At 68.2% G+C, this 2,903-nt stretch carries 3 protein-coding genes; all 3 read right to left on the bottom strand.

Features of this window, described 5'->3' with window-relative positions; all coding sequences use genetic code 11:
- A partial coding sequence (locus HUK84_RS14115; RefSeq protein WP_176640859.1) for an ABC transporter permease occupies positions 1 to 1,021 on the bottom strand: 1,021 nt, incomplete at its 3' end.
- 30 nt (positions 1,022 to 1,051) lie between these two features.
- Entirely contained in the window at positions 1,052 to 1,735 is a 684-nt protein-coding gene (locus HUK84_RS14110) for an ABC transporter ATP-binding protein (protein WP_176640858.1), read from the bottom strand.
- Positions 1,736 to 1,744: 9 nt separating this feature from the next.
- Positions 1,745 to 2,903 (bottom strand): efflux RND transporter periplasmic adaptor subunit (locus tag HUK84_RS14105; RefSeq protein ID WP_176640857.1); only part of this gene is annotated, 1,159 nt, incomplete at its 5' end.

The raw sequence follows: 2,903 nt of genomic DNA, 5'->3' as shown, positions 1-2,903 counted from the left end.
GGAACTGGACCGTCAGCAGGGCGCGCGATGCGCCCAGCGTCTTGCGCATCGCGACCTCACGCGCGCGCAGCATGGCGCGCGCGGTCGCCAGGTTGACGTAATTGATGGTCGCGGCCAGCAGCGCGAGGACTCCGACGATGCCCAGCGCCAGCACGCTGTCGCGATCGGCGCCGGCCGTCGCATCACGGAAATGCATGTCCGCCAGGGGCGTCAGCGCAAAACCCCTGGTATATTGCAAGGTCAGCGCATCGTTGCTGTGCTGGGCGATGAAATCGCCCAGATGCGCCGCGACGGCTTGCATGCCCATGCGATCGGAAAAGCGCAGCAGGGTCGCGCCCGTGCCGGCTGCCCAGACATGCAGGGAGCGCTGGCCGCGGATACGTTCGGGTATCGGCGCCGCCGCGTCGATCCGGTAGGTCGAGGCGAGGGGTAGGTCGCGAAAGACGGCCGACACCACATAGGTTTGCGCCGATCCGTCGACCACCATCCGCATCGTGCGGCCCACGGCGTGGATCGTGCCGAAATATTTGCGCGCCAGGCGTGCCGACAGCACGATCCGGTCCGGCGCGGCCAGGGCCTCGGCGCGCTGCCCGTCGATGACCGGCAGCGCCAGGACAGCCGGCAACTCCGGATCGACGAACTGGATCTGCTCCGATCCCATGGTGCGCGCGCCGCCGTTCCGCAGGTCGGATGGCGGCGCGATCAGGGTGACCTGCTGGGGGATCAGGCGGCTGCTGGCGCGGATCTGCGGAAATTCGGCGCGCAGCGCGTCGCGGGCGCGATAGGTCGAAAAATCCGTGCGATCGCCGGGCACCCCGACCGAATGCGCCCAGAGTTGGTCCAGCCGGTAGATATCGGCCTGATCCGGCCAGAACCGGTCATAGCCGTATTCGTAGCGCACCACCAGCGACAGCAGCAGGAACACCGCGATTCCCAGCCCCAGACCGCCGATATTCAGGACGGCGTAGAGCCGGTGGCGCGACAGCATCCGGCAGAAGGTCAGCATTCCGTGCAGCAGCATCAGGCGGCTCCGTTCCGGGGGGATGGAAAATCAGATGGCGTTGCGGACCGAGATCACGATCTGGCCGTCCAGCATGTCCACGCGGCGCCGGGCCATGTCGGCATGGCTGGGCGAGTGGGTGACCATCACGATGGTCGCGCCCTCGCGATTGAGGGTCTGCAGGATATCCATCACCTGCATGCCGTTCTCGGTATCGAGATTGCCGGTGGGTTCGTCGGCCAGGATCAGGTCGGGCTCGCCCACGATGGCGCGCGCGATCGCCGCACGCTGCTGCTGGCCGCCCGAAAGCTGGCTGGGATAATGGCGCGCGCGGTGGCCGATGCTGACCCGGTCCATCGCGGCGCCGACGCGTGCGCGGCGCTCGGCGCGCGGCATCTTGCGATAGATCAGTGCCAGTTCGACATTTTCCTCGATCGTCAGTTCGTCGATCAGGTTGAAGCTCTGGAAGATATAGCCCAGATGGCTGCGGCGGAACTGCGCCAGCTCGGCTTCGGCCATGGTGCTGAGCTCGTGATCGCCGAAACGGTAGCTGCCGCTGCTGGGCCGGTCGATCGTGCCCAGGATGTTCAGCAGGGTCGATTTGCCGCAGCCGCTGGGCCCCATGATAGCAACGAATTCGCCGCGCTCGATCGTCAGATGCACGTCATGCAAGGCGGTGGTCTCGACCTCGTCCGACCGGTACAGGCGGTTGATGTCTGCAAGCTGGATCAGCATGGCGCGGTCCTATCGGATGAGAAGCTGGTTGAAATCGTGAAAATTCGTGTAGGCGGACGTCACGATCCGCTCGCCGTCGCGCAGGCCCGCGGTGATTTCCACCTGTTCGGGGTTGCGGCCGCCGACGCTGATCGCGCGGCGCGTCGCATGATGCCCGTCCGCCGAGACGACGAAGACCGAATTGCCGCCGCTGCCGTCCAGCCAGGCGCCGTTGGGGGCGATCAGCGCCTGACGGGTGCGGCCCAGGGTCAGGCGGCATTCCACGCTTTCGCCCCGGCGCAGGGCGGCGGGGGGCGTAGTGTCGAAGGTCAGTTCGGCGCGGAACTGGCCGGCGGTGATCTGCGGATGGACGCGCGCCACCGTAAAGGGCACGTCATGGCCGTCGATCTGCGCGATGCCGTGCTCGCCCACTGCGACGCGGGCGAGGTAGAATTCGTCGATGTCGGCATCCAGCCGCCATGCGCCCTCGCTGTCGATCTGGCCGAGCGGGTCGCCGGCCTTCAGCGTCTGGCCGGGCTGGAGGGTGAAGTTGGTCAGGCGGCCGGCGACGGGTGCGCGCAGGGTCAGCGAGGACAGGCTGTCCTCGACCGCCGCCAGCGTGTGGCGCAGCCGTTCCGCCGTGCCGTCGAGTTCCCTGGCCTGGGCCTGGGCGACGGCGCGGTCCTTCTGCCGGGCGGCGCGCAGCAGGGCCAGCCGCCCGGCATAATAGGCGTCCTCGTCCGCGAAGGTCTTGACGTTGGCGTCGGATTCGAACCCCTGGGCCAGAAGCTGCCGGCGGATCGCCAGCTCGTGCCCGGCTTTCAGCAGATTGTAGCTGGCTTCGGCGATCGTGCCGTCCTCGCCGGTCTGCGATTGCTGCAGGGCCAGGCGCTGGGCGCTGAGGTCGCCCAACTGGCCGGCGATCGCGGCCTCGCGCGTGCTGACATCCAGTTCGAGCTGCGGATTGGTCAGGCGGGCCAGCACGTCGCCCGGATGGACCAGAATCCCGTCGGGCACCGCGACCGAGGCGACCTGCCCGCCCTGGACCGCGCCCAGGAAGGTGACGTGCAGCGGGGCCACCGTCGCGCGCACCGGCAGGTAGTCCAGAAAGGGCTGGACGTGCACGGTATCGATCGCAAGATCGTCCTGCGCCACGGCCAGGCTGCCCGATGCGGGGACCAGGCGCCAG

The sequence above is a fragment of the Nguyenibacter vanlangensis genome (assembly GCF_013376155.1).
Classification (GTDB): Bacteria; Pseudomonadota; Alphaproteobacteria; order Acetobacterales; family Acetobacteraceae; genus Gluconacetobacter; species Gluconacetobacter vanlangensis.
This window is presented reverse-complemented; position numbering and strand designations above follow the sequence as displayed.

Bases quoted from the DNA above. Each gene is read 5' to 3' on its own strand.
- HUK84_RS14110 (WP_176640858.1), bottom strand. From the start codon at position 1,735: ATGCTGATCCAGCTTGCAGACATCAACCGCCTGTACCGGTCGGACGAG.